This is a genomic window from Variovorax sp. P1_H12_2 (genome assembly GCF_056405335.1).
On sequence record NZ_JBFUCI010000032.1, the window covers coordinates 12256 to 27690 of the forward strand.

At 67.7% G+C, this 15435-nt stretch carries 16 protein-coding genes; 4 read left to right on the forward strand and 12 right to left on the reverse strand.

What is annotated here, in order from left to right:
- Nucleotides 1–66: 66 nt before the first annotated feature.
- From AC1D2K_RS05830 to AC1D2K_RS05840, 3 genes are all read right to left on the reverse strand, one after another.
- Nucleotides 67–1794: a thiamine pyrophosphate-binding protein gene (locus AC1D2K_RS05830; RefSeq protein WP_478087030.1), complete on the reverse strand. Its 1728-nt coding sequence runs from the start codon at nt 1792–1794 to the stop codon at nt 67–69.
- 164 nt (nt 1795–1958) lie between these two features.
- Nucleotides 1959–2168 carry a hypothetical protein gene (locus tag AC1D2K_RS05835; RefSeq protein WP_478087032.1) on the reverse strand — a complete coding sequence of 70 codons (210 nt, stop codon included), beginning with the start codon at nt 2166–2168 and terminating at the stop codon, nt 1959–1961.
- 87 nt (nt 2169–2255) lie between these two features.
- A complete protein-coding gene (locus AC1D2K_RS05840) occupies nt 2256–2891 on the reverse strand; it encodes an FABP family protein (protein ID WP_478087034.1) in 636 nt (211 codons plus the stop codon).
- A gap of 167 nt (nt 2892–3058) precedes the next feature.
- Between AC1D2K_RS05840 and AC1D2K_RS05845 the strand changes: the two genes are divergently transcribed.
- From AC1D2K_RS05845 to AC1D2K_RS05860, 4 genes are read left to right on the forward strand one after another with little or no spacing between them, the layout of a single operon-like run.
- On the forward strand, nt 3059–3745 hold the full coding sequence (locus AC1D2K_RS05845) for a DUF3348 domain-containing protein (RefSeq protein WP_478087061.1): 687 nt from the start codon (nt 3059–3061) through the stop codon (nt 3743–3745).
- Complete coding sequence (locus AC1D2K_RS05850; protein WP_478087036.1) at nt 3742–5832, forward strand: DUF802 domain-containing protein; 2091 nt, start codon at nt 3742–3744, stop codon at nt 5830–5832. The genes AC1D2K_RS05845 and AC1D2K_RS05850 overlap by 4 nt, the downstream gene beginning before the upstream one ends.
- Nucleotides 5832–6473 carry an OmpA family protein gene (locus tag AC1D2K_RS05855; RefSeq protein ID WP_478087037.1) on the forward strand — a complete coding sequence of 214 codons (642 nt, stop codon included), beginning with the start codon at nt 5832–5834 and terminating at the stop codon, nt 6471–6473. The genes AC1D2K_RS05850 and AC1D2K_RS05855 overlap by 1 nt, the downstream gene beginning before the upstream one ends.
- A complete protein-coding gene (locus tag AC1D2K_RS05860; protein ID WP_478087039.1) occupies nt 6470–7153 on the forward strand; it encodes a DUF2894 domain-containing protein in 684 nt (227 codons plus the stop codon). Before AC1D2K_RS05855 ends, AC1D2K_RS05860 begins: the two co-directional genes overlap by 4 nt.
- Before the next feature lie 185 nt (nt 7154–7338).
- Here the strand turns inward: AC1D2K_RS05860 and AC1D2K_RS05865 are convergent, their stop codons facing one another.
- The 9 genes from AC1D2K_RS05865 to AC1D2K_RS05905 form a co-directional block, all read right to left on the reverse strand.
- Nucleotides 7339–7890, reverse strand: coding sequence for a tetratricopeptide repeat protein (locus AC1D2K_RS05865; protein ID WP_478087040.1), 552 nt, complete (start codon nt 7888–7890; stop codon nt 7339–7341).
- A 10-nt stretch (nt 7891–7900) separates the two neighbouring features.
- Nucleotides 7901–9067 (reverse strand): TIGR03118 family protein, encoded by a 1167-nt coding sequence (locus AC1D2K_RS05870; protein ID WP_478087042.1) that lies wholly within the window; start codon nt 9065–9067, stop codon nt 7901–7903.
- A gap of 68 nt (nt 9068–9135) precedes the next feature.
- On the reverse strand, nt 9136–9831 hold the full coding sequence (locus AC1D2K_RS05875) for a TorF family putative porin (protein ID WP_478087043.1): 696 nt from the start codon (nt 9829–9831) through the stop codon (nt 9136–9138).
- Nucleotide 9832: 1 nt separating this feature from the next.
- Complete coding sequence (locus tag AC1D2K_RS05880; protein ID WP_478087045.1) at nt 9833–11074, reverse strand: S8 family peptidase; 1242 nt, start codon at nt 11072–11074, stop codon at nt 9833–9835.
- The gene (locus AC1D2K_RS05885) at nt 11071–11700 is read right to left on the reverse strand and encodes a zf-HC2 domain-containing protein (RefSeq protein WP_478087047.1); all 630 of its coding nucleotides are present in this window, start codon (nt 11698–11700) and stop codon (nt 11071–11073) included. Before AC1D2K_RS05885 ends, AC1D2K_RS05880 begins: the two co-directional genes overlap by 4 nt.
- Before the next feature lie 29 nt (nt 11701–11729).
- Nucleotides 11730–12335 carry an RNA polymerase sigma factor gene (locus tag AC1D2K_RS05890; RefSeq protein WP_478087049.1) on the reverse strand — a complete coding sequence of 202 codons (606 nt, stop codon included), beginning with the start codon at nt 12333–12335 and terminating at the stop codon, nt 11730–11732.
- A gap of 67 nt (nt 12336–12402) precedes the next feature.
- Entirely contained in the window at nt 12403–13878 is a 1476-nt protein-coding gene (locus tag AC1D2K_RS05895) for a hypothetical protein (protein ID WP_478087051.1), read from the reverse strand.
- Nucleotides 13879–14030: 152 nt separating this feature from the next.
- On the reverse strand, nt 14031–14393 hold the full coding sequence (locus AC1D2K_RS05900) for a hypothetical protein (protein ID WP_478087053.1): 363 nt from the start codon (nt 14391–14393) through the stop codon (nt 14031–14033).
- A gap of 157 nt (nt 14394–14550) precedes the next feature.
- On the reverse strand, nt 14551–15435 hold an 885-nt coding region (locus AC1D2K_RS05905; RefSeq protein WP_478087055.1), incomplete at its 5' end, for a dihydrolipoamide acetyltransferase family protein.

A 15435-nucleotide genomic window follows, 5' to 3' on the forward strand; every position in this document is an offset into this window, starting at 1 on the left:
AGCGCCTCGCGCGCTTGCCTCGGAAAAGCCGGCACCTGCCGGCTTTTTTTTGCCTTTTGCCTTTTCTCAGCGGCCGGCGGCCTGCGCCTCGGCCGCCTTCGTGATCGCACTCAGCGTGCCGCGGGTGGTGATCACTTCGGGGTCGAGCGGGATCTCGATCAGCGTGCCGGTCTCGGCCGCCAGCGCGCGCAGCAGCGCGCCTTCGAACCGGGAGGTCTCGGTCACGCGTTCGGCGGCATAGCCGTAGGCCTGGGCCAGCGCGCAGAAGTCCGGGTTGCGCAGCGCGGTGCCGCTCACCTTGTTCGGGTACTCGCGCTCCTGGTGCATGCGGATGGTGCCGAACATGCCGTTGTTGAGCAGCACGACGATGCTCTTGCCGCCATGCTGCGAGGCAGTGGCAAGCTCCTGCCCATTCATCAGGAAGTCGCCGTCGCCCGCGATCGTGAAGGCGACGCGCCCGGTCGCGATGTTGGCCGCGATGCCCGCCGGCACGCCGTACCCCATCGCGCCGCTGGTGGGCGCGAGTTGCGTCTTGTGGCCCTTGGCGAGGCCGTGGTAGCGGAAGTAGCGGTGCACCCAGCTCGCGAAGTTGCCCGCGCCGTTGGTGATCGCCGCATCGGGCGGCAGGTGCTTCTGCAGCAGCCGGACCACTTCCACCATGTCGACGGCACCGCGCGGCGAGTCGGCGGGCAGGCCGGCCAGCGGCTGCGGCTCCAGGTTCGCGAGGTAGTCGGCATGGGCCGCCGCGGTCCAGGCCTCCCATGGCAACTCGGTCGGTGCGCTCAGCACCTCGAGGCTGCGCGCGGCCGAGGCCATGCCGACGTTGATCGCCAGGTCGGCCTGGTAGACGCGATTCAGTTCCTCGGCGCTGGCGTGCATGTGCACCAGCGTCTGTTTCGCCTTCGGCGCTTCGAGCAGCGTGTAGCCGCCGGTGGTCATCTCGCCCAGGCGCGGGCCGATCGCGAGGATCAGGTCGCTCTGCCGGACGCGCTCGGCCAGTTTCGGGTTGATCGCGATGCCGACGTCGCCGGCGTAGAGCGGATGGTGGTTGTCGAAAGTGTCCTGGAAGCGAAAGGCGTTCGCCACCGGCAGTCTCCAGTTCTCGGCGAAGCGCTGCAGCGCCTGCGCCGCCTGCGGGGTCCAGCCGCCTCCGCCGGCGATCACCAGGGGCCGCTGCGATTTCAGCAGCAGTTCGCGCAAGGTTCGCAGTGCGCCGGGGTCGCTCCACGCCGCCACCGGCTCGACACGCTGGAGTGGCCGGGCGGAGGTCATCGTGCGCAGCATGTCCTCGGGCAGCACCAGCACCACCGGGCCCGGGCGGCCGTTCATCGCGGTGGCGAAGGCACGCGCCACGTATTCGGGAATGCGGTCGGCATCGTCGATGCGCTCCACGCGCTTCGCGAATCCCTTGGTGCTGGGCCCGAAGAAGCTCGCATAGTCGACCTCCTGGAAGGCCTCGCGGTCGCGGAAGTCGCTGCCGACATCGCCGACGAACAGCACCATCGGCGTGGAATCCTGGAAGGCGTTGTGCACGCCGATCGATGCATTGGTGGCGCCGGGACCGCGGGTCACGAAGCACACGCCGGGCCGATTGCTCAGCTTGCCGTGCGCCTCGGCCATGAAGGCCGCCCCGCCCTCCTGGCGGTTGACGATGAAGCGAATGCGATCGCCGTAGACATGAAATCCGTCGAGCACCGCAAGAAAACTCTCTCCTGGGACACCGAAGGCCAGTTCGACGCCTTGCTCGATCAGGCACTCGACAATCAGGTGGCCGGCAGGTTGGGATGAACGCATGGATGCTCTTTCTTTCTCGCTGCTGCAATGGGGGTGTGCGCGAATTATCCGCGTGCCTCGACCGGCTTGCCTTGCCTCATCGGACCGCAGCGCCGAGCCCGACGCCCGCCACCTGGTCGCTTGTCGCGGGCGCCGGCGCTTGTGTCGCCCGGCAGCCCCAAGGGTCACCAGAAGCGCCAGAACGGACGGCGGCGCGCCGGGGCCGGGTCGAGTGGTGCGTTCAGGGTCGTGGCCACTCCGAAACGACGCCGTACCTCGACTTCGTGAGCGCGGGCAGAGCCCCGCGCCTCGGAGTGGCCGCGCAGTGCCAGCAAGCGCAGTTGATGGGCCCGGTTGAGCAGTTCCTCATCCTCGAGGTTTCCTGGTTCCGTCATGCTTCATCGTGTCGTGGGTTGGAGGAAGCGAAGCTTGAATGGCCTCAATGCACTCTCTATGTAGGAAATCGCCGCGTGTACCTGCACTCAATCCCGCATCGCCAGCGGATTCGGCGACGGCTCGCCGACCTTCGTGAGCGTGTTGCGGTCGGTGTGGTGGAAGGGTTCGGCCAGCCCCTGTATCTGCATCACGGTGTCCTGGTCGTAGGACCAGGTTCCGTCGGCATTGAAGGCGACCTCGATACGCCACTCCAGCGTGGTTAAGGCATGCTCGATGAAGGGGTTGGACACGATGCCGTTCACCAGACTTCCGCGCGTGGCCGTGAGTTCGAAGCGGTCCGCCTCTGCGCTCGCCTTGCCGCTGGCCATCGCGATCTGGCCTCGGGGAATGGCCAGCGTGTGCATGACGGTAAGGGTGGCAGGCTCCCACAACCAGTAGCCGACCTGGTCGTGGTACATCTTGGTCTGGCCGGGCTTGTGGATGGAGGTGTGATAGCGAAGGCCATAGAGCACTTGCGGGCCGTTGGTCTGCGGGTCGATCGGCTGCAGCTCATAGTGCTCCACGTAGACCTGCGTCTTCGGGCCTTGCGCCTTGGGTTTGACATCCACGCCTTTCTCGCCCCGCCACAGGCCGGCCATTCTGCGCAATGGACCGAGATTGGCGAGCGTTGCGCCATCCAGGTCGGAAGGCTCGGTGTAGATGTCGTGGGGGAAGTTGGGCATGGAGGGTCCGGAAGAGCGATGTCGAGTTGAGGTAGCCGGTCGTTTGGCCGATCCTGGGCCGACGCCGGCCCGTCGTCGAGCCCAAGTCTACGTCCCGCCCCCACCCGGCGCGCGGGGCACAGGCCATCCCGGGGAGCGGCCGATGTAAAATGCTCGGTTTTCCCAGTATGGTGCAAGTGTCACGGCGCACAGGTCTCACCGGCTCGGCGCTCATTCGCTTGCTCGCTCGACTGGCCGACACCGACGTTCCGGAATCCAAACAGGCTTTCGCGGATCGATTGAGTCATTGGCTCAGTTGGACCGACGCCATCTCGCTGTCCGCGGCGCTGGACGGCAGTCCGGCAACTCCGACCTCCGGCGCACGGGCTTTCGGAAGTGCCGACGAAGCCGAATGCACGCGCGTGCGAACCGCGTTGGTGAAGGCCATCGCCACCCCCATGGACACGTCCACCGACTTCGCGCAATACCGTCGGCGCTATGTCGCCAGGCAACAGGCGATGGAAGCGGGCATCGGCCCCTTGCGCGGCCGTCTGCGTTCGAGGCTGGCGGCCGGATCGCCTGCCATGGCCCGGCTTGCAGCCGTCGATGCGGTCATGGAGCAGGTGCTGGGTGGGCACGAGCAGCGCCTGCTGTCGACCGTGCCCGCGCTGCTCGAAAAGCGCTTCGCGCGCCTGCGCCGGGCCGATCAGGCGACGTCCCCGGACGAGCCCGAGGGTGAGGTCCAGCCCGGCAAGTGGCTGGACGTCTTCGCCAAGGACATGCAAGGCGTGCTGCTCGCCGAACTGGATATTCGATTTCAACCGGTCGAAGGGCTGCTCGAAGCCCTTCGAACGAGCCAACCAAAGTCCCCATGACCAGATTTCTTCATCACGCCGCATTCTTCGTGGGCCTGGCCGCCGTGTGCTGGGTCGGCGTCGGGTACATCGGCACGAACCCGCTGGCACTGGCGATCACGGTGCTGATCGGCGCCTTCTACCTGATGGGCGCGCTGGAACTGCACCGTTTCCACCAGGCCACCTCCACCTTGGCACGCGCCGTGGCGGACATGCCGAATCCCCCCCCGAGCCTGGGCCACTGGCTCGATCAACTGCACCCTTCCCTGCAGAACGCGGTGCGCCTGCGCATCGAGGGCGAGCGCGTCGGCTTGCCCGGCCCGGCCCTGACGCCGTACCTGACAGGGCTGCTGGTGCTGCTGGGGATGCTGGGCACCTTCCTCGGCATGGTGGTGACCCTGAACGGCACCGGCACTGCGCTGGACAGTGCGTCGGACCTGCAGGCCATCCGCTCCTCCCTGGCCGCCCCGGTCAAGGGACTGGGGCTGGCCTTCGGCACCTCGCTCGCGGGCGTGGCCGCATCCGCCATGCTCGGCCTCGTCTCCGCCTTGTGCCGGCGCGACAGACTGCAGACGGCGCAACTGCTCGACACGCGGATCGCGACCACCCTGCGCGTCTTCTCGCTGGCCCATCAGCGCGAGGAGTCCTTCAAGCTGCTACAGCGGCAGGGCCAGGCGTTGCCCGAACTGGTCGATCGGCTGCAGGCCATGATGGCGACGATGGAACGGCAGGGCCAGGCGTTGAACGAGCGCCTGATCTCCGGCCAGGACAGCTTCCACAGCAAGGCCGAGGCCGTGTATGCAGGCCTGGCCTCCTCCGTCGGCCGATCCTTGCAGGACAGCCTGACCGAGAGTGCCCGCGCTGCCGGCGCGACGATCCAACCGGTCGTCGAAGCCACGATGGCCGGGATCGCGCGCGAAGCGGCCTCGCTGCACGACACCGTCGAGCACAGCGTGCAGCGGCAGCTGGACGGACTGTCGACCCGCTTCGAGGCGACCACGACCACCGTGGCGGACCTCTGGAAGACCGCGCTCGTCGGGCACCAGCGCGCGAGCGAGGCGCAGTCCCAGGACTTGCGCACCTCGCTCGACCACTTCGCCGAAACCTTCGAGCAACGCTCGGCATCGCTGATCGGGGACGTCTCCGCCCGGCTGGAAGCCACGGTCGGCAACGTGTCGGACACCTGGCGCAGCGCCCTGGCGCAGCAGGAGCGCGTCAGCGAGAACCTGTCGCGGGACACACAGGGCGCGCTGGCGGCGGCGGCGGCGACCTTCGAGCAGCACTCGGCTTCGCTGCTGCGCACGGTGGACCAGGCGCATGCAGACCTGCAGATCGAGATGGCGTCGCAAGACCAGCAGCGGCTGGCGGCCTGGACCCAGGCACTCGAGACGATGGCCGTGTCGCTCCAGCAGGAATGGCAGCAGGCGGGCGCGCGCACCGAGCGCCAGCAGCAGCAGATCTGCCACACGCTGGCGGAGACCGCCACCGGCATTTCCGCCCAGGCGGCAGCGCACGCCAAGAATACGATCGCCGAGATCGCTCAGCTCATGCAAACCGCCTCGGAAGCCCCCCGCGCCGCAGCCGAAGTGATCGCCGAATTGCGCCAGAAGCTGTCTGACAGCATGGCCCGCGACAACGCGATGCTGGAGGAACGCAGCCGCATCCTGGAAACCCTCGAAACCCTGCTCGGCGCCGTGAACCATGCCTCCACCGAACAGCGCGCCGCGATCGATGCGCTGGTCGCCGCGTCGGCGGATCTGCTGGACCGTGTCGGCACGCGGTTCACGCAGAAGGTCGACGCGGAATCCGGGAAGATGGCCGAGGTCGCCGCACAGATCACCGGCAGCGCCGTCGAAGTGGCGAGCCTGGGCGAAGCGTTCGGCTTCGGCGTGCAGCTGTTCAGTCAGTCGAACGACAAGCTGGTGACCCATCTGCAGCGCATCGAGGGCGCGCTCAGCAAGTCCATCGCACGCAGCGACGAGCAACTGGACTACTACGTGACGCAGGCGAGAGAAGTCATCGACCTGAGCATCATGTCGCAAAAGCAGATCGTCGAGGATCTGCAGCAGCTCGCCAGCAGCCGGGCAGCCGTGGGCAGCGAAGCGTGATGACCGAGGACATGGACGCCGGCCTGGAGCCGACAGTGCCGGTCTGGGCCGTCTTCGGCGACCTGATGTCGGGGCTGCTGGGGGCCTTCGTGCTGATCCTGGTGTGCGTGATCGGCATGCAACTGGAACTCGCGACCCGGTTGGAAGCCGAAGTCAAGCAGCGGCAGGTGGAGGCGCAACGGCTGCAGGCGCTCGAGCAAGCCCTGGCCGGGCCCCTGGCGGCGGGCCGGGTGACGCTGAACAACGGGCGCATCGGCATCAGCGGCAGCGTGCTGTTTTCCGTCAACTCCGCCGAATTGCAGCCCGATGGCCGGCAACTGCTGAAGAGCCTGACCGCACCGCTGGCCGCCTACCTCCAGGCCCGCAACGAGATCCTGATGGTGAGCGGCTTCACCGACGATCGGCAGGTGCGCGACGGCAACCGTCGATTCGCCGACAACTGGGAGCTGTCGGCCCAGCGGGCCTTGACGGTGACCCGGACTTTGATCGAGGAAGGCGTCCCATCGGCCTCGGTCTTTGCCGCAGCCTTCGGTTCCGAGCAGGCGGTGGCGTCGAATGCCGATGCCGACGGACGTTCGAAGAACCGGCGCGTGGAAATGGCGCCGACGCCGCGACCGTCGAACAAGCTTGTCGCCCCGTGAGCAGCGGCGAGGCAGGTGGAAGCGGCGCGGCGCCGACGGTCCTGAACATGGATCCGGGCGCGATGATCGACGCCTGGCGCCAGCGCGGCGATCATCGCTTCGATCCCGTCCGCCTTCGCTTCATCGAGGCGCTGGCCCAACGGGCGGCCACCCACCATGGCGCCGCGCGACGCATCCTGGACGACAAGCTGGCCAGGCTGCTGGCGGCGTATGGCGAGGATCTCGAAAGGGCGAGGTGCACGGAAGACGAGACCACCACGGTGCAAGGCCCGTCGCGTCGCGGGCCGCTCGCGGAGCTCGTCGACCACGTCGGCCGGCATCCGTCGTCCCACGGGGACGGCGCGGCGGCACGCGACGCTGCGCCCGGTCTCTCCTCCCCTGCCGAGCTGAAGACGCTCAGGTACTTCAGAAGCACCTGGTCGAAGCTCAGTGCCGATCGACGGCTGACGCAGTCACTCGCGAAGATGCCGCAGAATGCCGGGCCTCTCAACTCGCACCACCTCGTGCATCGCTCACTCACGTTGATGCGCGACCTGTCGCCGGAGTACCTCAACCGGTTCATGTCCTATGTCGACGCCCTGTTGTGGCTCGACCAGGCGAATGGCGGCAGCGCCCTGGCGGGGACTGACACGGCGCGTGCCGAGAGCCACAGGAAGACCGCTCGCGGCAAATCCCGCTGATAGATCCGGCTGATGCCGGGGCGAGCTTTCAGGCGCGGAGTTCTCCCCTGCCGCTGTGGAAAATGTTGTGGAAAACCGTGCTGGCTTCGAGCGGAATCGTTGCCTGGCGTGGCCTGCAACAGGGTGCCTCCGAAAGCAGCACGGTCTGACTCGCGCCAGCGGCGAAGCGCCCTCCCGCTCGGGCGTCACGGTCCCGTCTTCGCGTGTTGGCTCCGGTACTTCGCGATTTCCGTTTTCAGGTCGGTGTACTGCTCGCACGGAAAAAAGCAGAGCGAATCGAGTACCTTCAACTCCTGCTCGGCCCGCCCGAGATCGCCCATCTGCAGGTAGGCCTCGCCGAGATACTCGTGCGCGCCCTTGTGCTTCGGGTTGATCCTCAGCGCCCTGTCATAGTCGCTCAGCGCGGCCTGCATGTCGCCCAGTTTGCGGTGCGCGTGGCCGAGTTCGTTCCAGGCGTCAGCGTCGCCGGGACTGCGCAGGGTGTAGACGGTCATGTGCGCCAGGACTTGCGGCCAGTCCTCCTTGCTGACTGCTGCCATTCCCGCCCTGAAGTCGGGATCCGGATTGGCCGTTTCGCCCATTCCGGTTCCACCGCCACCGCCACCACCACCGCCACCACCACCACCACCACCACCACCGCCACCGCCACCGGCTGCCAGGGTGGAAAGACTGACGGCCAGTGACATGGCGGAAATGAATACAGCAACTGCGCGCTTCATGGTGATTTTCTCCTTCACGGACAAGGTGTCAGCGGTTATCGATGCGGCCGTAGACACCGTGATTTCCTCCGCCGGGCCCCGCGGCAAAGAACAGCGTGTTTGCAGGTTGGTTGTTGATCCCGTTTCCGAACGCGATGCCGCGCAAGCCATCGATCGCGATCGGATTGCCGTCCATCATCGAGAGCGTACCCATCAGTGCGCCGGTCTCCGGGTTGAACGCGTTGATCTTCCCGTCCCCGGCATTGGCCACCAGCAATGCGTTGCTGAAGGGACCGAAGTTGGCCGGCGCCATGGCCATGCCCCACGGCGCGTTGAGCGCACTGCCGACCGGAACGAGCCGTTTGACGAGGTGCCCGGCGCTGTCGAAGGCGTCGACGGCGCCCAGGCCGGCGCCTGCGACCTCATTGCGCGCCGACGCGTCCTGCCTGGCGTAACTGACGTAGACCAGGCCGCCGATCGCCTGGAGCCCGAATGGCGCGTAGCCGGGTGGCAATGCCGAATCGACGAAGCCTCCTGCGACGCCGACCTTCGCGAAGTTCGAGTCGAACACGTCGACCGCCGCGTGGTGAAAATCCGCCGCGTACAGCACGTCCGATGCGCCTGCGCTGGCGAGCGCCAGGCCCTTGTAAACCGTCCCCGCGCCCCCGCCGTCGAAGACCTTGACGGCATGGGTCATGTCGACCGTGGGCGACCAGCCCGACAACGTGCCTGCTTCGCCAGCGAAGATGAAGGCACTTGCACCGGACTTGCCGTTTTGCGTGACCATGAAGTCCTGATGACCATTGAAGACAATGCCGGTCGGCATCGCGCTGCCGGCGGCGCCGGGCGGAATCGCCACCACCAGCGATTGCGGCGTGCCGTTGCCGTCGTAGAGCGTCGAGGTCGAGGTCCCGTTGCTCGTCACCCAGACGAACCCCGTCGGGTTGAAGGCCACGCCCCATCCCTTGAGCAAATGCGGGTCCGTGCTGGCACTGCCGTACGGATTGTTCGCACCGGAGAGATCGGACACGAGGTTGGTTGCGACATAGCTCATGCCGGTGGCCGCGGCCATACCGGTGCTCATACCGGTGTTCATGCCGGTGCCGGCGCCCGGCACCACCATGCTGCCGTTGGAGTTTCCGCCGCCGCCGCAGGCGGCCAACACAAGCGCACTCGCACAAGCGAGCCCGTACAACTTCAGGCGATAGGTACTCATTTGCGATTCCTTTCGGGCTGGGCTCGGTGTATTCCACGCCGAGGCCAAAAGGTTCATTCGCCGGCGATTCAGAAGGCCAGCGACGCGCTCAGTACCAGCGCGCTACCGGCCGCGCGCCCATAGGCGGTCGGGTAGACCGCGCTGCGGCCGCCGGCGATCCAGTCGAGTCGCACTTCCCACGCGTCGCGCGCGACGGCCAGCCCAAGGCTCCCATCGAGGGTCAGGCGTCCGCCTTCGGTGGAAATCCCGCCGACCCGCATCAGGGCGCCCACGTGGGCCGTCGCGCGCGTCATTGGCGAGAGCGGCAGACCGGCGTTGAATTCGCCATAGGCAGTGCGTGCGCCGCTGCCGAAATAGTCCGGTGCGTAGTGCAGCCGCATGTTCCACCGCTCGCCGCTCAGGCCCGTGAACGCCTCGACGTAGTCGTACCGCGAGTCAGCGCCGAAGTGAACGGCGGTGGCACCCGCTTCCCAGCCGAGGCGATCCGAAAGCCGGCCCGCATACCCGGCGTAGCCGAGCACCTGCAGCTGCCGCCGGAGGTCCGGACCCAGCGTCACGCCCGTGAGCGATGCGCCGCCGAACCAGCCGTTCGGATCGTCGTGGGTGACGCTCAGGCTGAGCGTGGGCCGTTCGTCGCTGAGGGAAACGCCGCGGTAGAGATAGTTCGAAAAGAACGCGACGCTCCCGCCGGTCTGTGCGGACGCGACGCCGCAGGCAAGGAATAGCGAGGTGCAGAGCGCGGCACGCAGACCGGCGGTCAGCATGTCACTGACGAACGTTGAGGGGTGTCGTGGAGCGCGTCACGGTGCGGACGCAGGCACCAGAGCCTGCGACGCGGGTCAGTGTGGCACAAGCGTCGATTCTTCCGCCGGGAAAAGATACGACGCTGGCGATGGAGGGCGGCACCGCGTGCGCAGGCGACCGCTCGCGCATCAAGGCGAACAGCCCCGCCACGTGGGCTGCGGCAAAGGACGAGCCCGATACGAGGTCCCAGCGGGCACCGGGCAGCGTGGTCGGCACATCTCGCCCCGGCGCGACCAGGACACCCAGGAAGGCCGGACCGCCGGAGTCGTCGGCGACGGCCACGACTCCGGCATGTGAGGCCGGAAACCCGCCGTCCGGCAGGCTTCGATCGACGGCGCCGATGACGCTGATGCGGCGCGACAGCGCCACGTCCAGCAGCCGGCCCAGCAGGCGATCGGGCGGGCCGCCGAGGCTCAGGTTGATGATGTCCGCCTCATGCGTGATGGCGAAGTGCAGCGCCATGGCAAGGCTCAGGCTCGTGCACAGGGTCGCTTGGCTGCTCTCTTGCCAGCAGGCGCGCAGCGCCAGCAGGCGGGCGTTCGGAGCCACACCCACGATGCCGATGCCGTTGTCGGCGCGCGCGGCGATGATGCCAGCGACCGCAGTGCCGTGGTGCTCCGGAAGGTCGGGATGGCCGAGGACAAAGTTCTCCTTCAACGCCACCTGACCGACAAGGTCAGGTTGGTCCGCGTCGACGCCGCTGTCGACGACGGCGACGCGCACGTCACGGCCGGTGGAGGTCTCATGCAGATCCGACAGGTGCCAGGCCTGCGCCGCCGGCTGCAGCGCGTACAGCGGGTCGTCGTGGCCGCGCGTCCGGTAGACGTTCATTGTCTGGGCCCAGGCGACGCGCGGGTCGCGCGACAACGCCTGCGCCACGCGTTCGGGCAGTTGGTCATCAGGCACCGCCAACACGAAGCAGTCCACCCCCAGCAGCGGCATCGCCCAGTCGGTGAGCAGCGTCAACCCGTGTTCGCGTGCCAGCGCCGCAGCCACGCGGCGCCGCGCGCCGTGCGCCGGGCCGTCGCCATAGCCGCCCGAATAGGCGCTCTCGGGTCGAAAGTGCTCCGGCGGAAGTCGCAACAACAGCAGCACCTGTTGGCCGGCGGCAGTCGATGCCGCCGTCTGATCGGCCGGCGCGGCGCGGGCGAGCGGCTGGACCGCGGCGAGAGCGAGCAGCCACGCGACCAGAAGGAACTTCATGGCGCAGCCCGACCGTCGAGCGGTTCGACGAGCAACACCGAGCTTTCCTGGCGCAGCCGCTTTGCCGCCGCCGTTTCGAGGCCAGCCGGCACGGCCAGCAGATAGGCATCGGTGGCGGTCGGGCCGTAGACCAGCCGGGCCTCGCTGTCACGCAGCGCACGTCGCATTTCCTGTTCGGTGGCGTCGGGCCGGAACCTCACGATCAGGTTGCCGCTGTCGCCAGGTGTTGCCGCGGAGCCGCCGAGTGCCCGGAAGCCCCGTTCGGGAGCGAGCGGCAGGAGCAGCAAGCCACTCAACGCCCCGACCACAGCGAACTGCGCCGCCAATGCCCAGCGCGTCCACCCCGGGCTTTCGCGCCAGCGATCCTTCAGCCGCGCCAGGAAGCCAACGCGTCGCCGCTGCACCACGGCGCCGGCGATGCGCTCCTGCAAGCGCGCGAATCCCTGGTCGACATCACCGCCCGGGGCGTCGATGTCCGCATAGGCGGCCTGAAACCTTCGTTCCCAAGCCAGCTCGTCCTGGCAGCGCGGGCACTCTGCGATGTGGGCTTCGACGCTGAGGCGGTCTTCGGCGCCGAGACTCTCACCGACATACCACGGCAACAGCGCCTGCACCTTCTGATGCAAGTCCGTGCCGAGGTGCACCACCCGCCCGCTCACAGCCAATCCTCCAGCCGGCCGGACAGCAATGTCTTCAGCCTGCGCCGTGCGTGGAACATGCGCGTCTTCACCGTGTCGACCGGGCAGCCGATGATTTCGCCGATCTCGCGGCAGCCGATGCCGTGGAAGTAGGTGAGATGGACCACCGCACGCTGCTCGAGCGAGAGGCGGTCCAGGGCTTGCGCGAGCACCGCGCGCATTTGCGACTGCGCGGCATGGTACTCGGGACCGGCCTCCAGAGGCGCGGGATGATCGTCGTCGCGCTCGTCCTGCACGGGCTCGTCCAGGCGGCTCAGTGCCTGGATGGCCTTGCGGTAGGCGATGGCGAAGATCCAGGTCGATACCTTGCAGTGGCCGTTGTAGGTTCCGGCCCGGTTCCAGACGACCAGCATCGTGTCGTTCAGCAGTTCTCCGACGAGACCGGGCCGCCTCGTCACGCGGCCCAGGAAACGCGTGAGTCGCGGGTGGTAGGCGCGGTACAGCTGCTCGAACGCTTGCGACTCGCCGTTCGCGGTTCGGCCGACCAGACGGGCCTCGGCGCGTTCGGCCAACGGCGACTCCTCATCCTGCGTCCGAACGGCATCGCGGGGCATGCTCGACATGGAAGGCTCGTGCTGTGAGGTGTTCAGAGACTCTACTCCCTTGCGCTCGAGGTGGGCCGCGGCAACGTCAACGGTCATCACCATCGCGGCCTTCGGACGCGGGCACGGCCGGTTGGACCACCTTTTGGCTCCCGCTCAACACCCAGGCCCTCTGGCTCGGGGCAAAGCGCGGCGCCAGCATCCCGTCATTGATCTCGCGCGTGACCGCGAAGCGGTTGAAGGAGGTCGGCGGAAGGAACAGCCGCGCGTTGTCCGTGAAGCCATCGGAGGCCGTGTCGACGTCGCCTTCCACGGCCGAGATGACACCGTCGCCATTGGCGTCCACCCGCTGGACCTCGATCGCATAGGCGTCGTACAAGCGCTGCGGGAACGGCACACCCGGCTCGAAGGACTTGACCCGTTCGTAGATGTCCAGATAGATCTCGTGCGCCAGGCCGCTCGGAATGAAGCGCATCCGGTACTCGCGTTGTGCATCGGCTTCTCCGTCGAACCTGTCAGGGTCGCGGGGGCCGCTGCCCGTCAGCGCGCCGAGGGTGTTGGGGTTGTCGCCGTAGGTCACGGGATTGTTCTTCACGCCAGCGGGGCCCGACCCCGGCACGATGGACGCCAGTGCACCGAGCTGGCCTGCCTCGAAGCTGCCCGGCAGGCCGCCGGTGAAGGGCAATTCATAGGTCGGGTGGACCCAGTTCGTCGTGTAGTTGAATTCCCAGTAGGCATGGCAGTCGCTTTGCTGCAGGCAGTTGTACGCCCCCATGCTCAATTGGATCGGCACGACGTTGGTCTGCCTGCTCGGAAACCGGTCGTCGGCGCCTGGAAGATGCACATCGCGCCCGTCCATCGTGAAGAACTGGCCCGGCACGTTGTGGCCATCGCCCATCGCCTTCAGCGCGGCGGCGTCCTCCGGCGTGATCGTGCCGAACGCCTGCTTGGCGGCGGCCGCCGGCGCAGCCACGGGCGCGACGCGCAGATCGTGGATCATCCAGCCTTCGTACCAGCCGCTTTCGTTGTTGATGACGAACAGACCCGAGAGGTCGGTGAAGATGTCGATGAACGCGCGTATGTCGGTCGGGTCGGTCGGCAGGTCCGGCTTGGGCTCCACCACCAGCCGCACGGCACCGATCGTGGACAGCCCGCAGTCGAATCCGGTCGCAGTCAGTTGCACCTGGTCGTTCACACCCGGGAACCGCTTCGTGAACGGATTCGGCTCGAAGCCTGTCGTGTCGAGCACGTAGTACTGGAACAGCTGGCTCGGCTGATCGGCTTCGGCGTACGCCTGGATGGGCAGCGCCGAATGCGGGCGCTCGGCCAGCGCCTCCAACCGATCCTTCAATGGATCCGGCAGATGCCGCACATCCCCGCGATGCTCGACGATCTCGCTGTCGGCCTTGGCATGCGGGTTCGGATGGCACGGCGGCGGTGGCTGGTTCGACGCTGCGGCGGCCTCGACGCCCCCGAAGCCGACGCCGCAGGCGACGGCAAGGCAGGCGCCGGCAGCGCGACCGATGCGAAACTGACGGGCGGTCGACAACCGTGGGATGTTCATGGTGACCTCCAAGCGGGTTGAAACACGGACCCGGACGGCGCTTGCCGACCGGACAGGTTCATTCCCGGCAACGGACGATCGGTTCAATACCCATGGAGGCAGGTCGGCAAAGGCGGGGCATTCGATTGGCGCGTGCGGTAGCGACGGAGCCCTCAATGGGCATCCATGGCGCGACGCAGGATGTACCCGAACACGGCGACGCCAGCGAGCGCCGCGACGACCGTGAGGCTCAAGTCCGGGGCCTCGGCCTTCGAGGATGGCGTCGCGGCGGCATGCGGGCTGCTGGATTCGGACCCCTCCACGAAAGGGGTGTAGATCGCCCCTCCAGGGCTGGCCGCAGCGTCGGTCTTCACGCTGCTCGAACCCTCGTCGGAAGACAGCGCGTTGCTCGCGACCGGTGGGCGTGACACGCCACGGTGGGACGGCCCCCCGCCCATGGCTTCGGTGCGGGCATGCGCAGGCATCATCGTGGCAAGCACGACGAGAACCGCTCCGACGAATGCGCCTGGGGTCATGCCATGCCTCGTTCTCCTCGTGGATGGCTCAAAAAAACGACGTCGCCCAATTCCTGTTCGGAGGGCGCTGGTCGACCGGTTCATTCCCGGAAACTCAAGATCGGTTCAAGACCCCATGGCCCTGCGCGATCCAACCCCGCCGCCAAAGTGAAGCGCACTACTCGACGAACAGCAGCGCAGGGTCTTCGATCATCGTGCGCATCGCCTGCACGAACCGCGCAGCGTCCATGCCGTCGACCACCCGGTGGTCGAACGATGACGACAGGTTCATCAACCGCCGCGACACGACGGCACCGCCGCGCCACACCGGGCGCTCGACGATCCGGTTGACGGCGACGATGGCGACCTCGGGACGGTTGATCACCGGCGTCGACACGATGCCGCCGAGCGCGCCGAGGCTGCTGAGGGTGATCGTCGAGCCGCTCAGTTCCGAGCGCGTCGCGCGGCCCCCCCGCGCGGCTTCGGCCAGGCGCCCCATTTCGGCGGCCATGGCCCACAGGTCGCGCGCCTCGGCGTGCCGCACGACCGGCACGACCAGGCCGTGCCGGGTCTGCGTGGCGATGCCGATGTGGACCGCGCCGTGGCGCGTGACGACGCCCGCCTCGTCGTCGAAGAGGGCGTTGACCTGCGGGAACTCGCGCACCGCCAGCACCGTCGCGCGCATGAGCAGGGGCAGCAAGGTCAGGTGCCCCCGCTCGGCGCTCCATTTCGTGTTGAGCGCTGCGCGCAGGGTCTCGATCTCGGTGACGTCGACCTCCTCGACGTAGCTGAAATGCGGAATGCGACGCTTCGATTCCTGCATCTGCAATGCGATGCGGCGGCGCAGGCCGATGACGGGCACCGCCTGCAGGTCGTTGCGTTCGGCGTTGCCCGTGGCGGGCGCACGGTCCGGCGGCCGCGCGCCATGCGCGGCGACGTGCGCTTCGAGGTCGGCGTGCACGATGCGGCCGGCGGTGCCGCTGGCCGCGACGTCCTTCAGGTCGACGCCGAGTTCCCAGGCGCGCCTGCGCACCGCCGGCGAGGCGATCGGGCGGTCCGCAGC